This window comes from Thalassospira sp. UBA848 (genome assembly GCF_002295455.1).
In the GTDB taxonomy this organism is placed as follows: Bacteria; Pseudomonadota; Alphaproteobacteria; order Rhodospirillales; family Thalassospiraceae; genus Thalassospira.
Window position 1 is genome coordinate 21024 of sequence record NZ_DBGS01000004.1, and the last position, 392, is coordinate 21415.

The 392-nt window shown below is 52.0% G+C and carries 1 tRNA gene; it reads right to left on the minus strand.

From position 1 onward, the window contains the following. Positions 1-280: 280 nt before the first annotated feature. A tRNA-Asn gene (locus tag B2R48_RS00755) sits at positions 281-356 on the minus strand. Between the last annotated feature and the right edge of the window lie 36 nt (positions 357-392).

Below are 392 nucleotides of genomic sequence, written 5' to 3' on the forward strand. Positions count from 1 at the left end.
CTCTACCAACTGAGCTATGCCGGATCAGGCTTTGCGCGTCTCTCGAAGCGCGTGGCAGGTGTATAATCAAACAGTCCGAGGCCCGCAAGACCTTTTTTGAGAAAATCTGGCCAAAATCGTGTCTTTTTTCAATGCGATTGGATCATATTGCGAGGAGGGCAAAAGGAGGTTGAAATAGGCATGGCGTTATACGCGCCTGTCGCTGTTTCGAATGCTTGATCAAACAGATGAAGTTGGCCTGCAAAAGCAAAAACCCCCGGAACTAGGTTCCAGGGGTTTATGGCTCCGGCAGCAGGACTCGAACCTGCGACCCAATGATTAACAGTCATTTGCTCTACCAACTGAGCTATGCCGGACCAGTGGAGGCGCGAGCCGGAATCGAACCGGCGTGC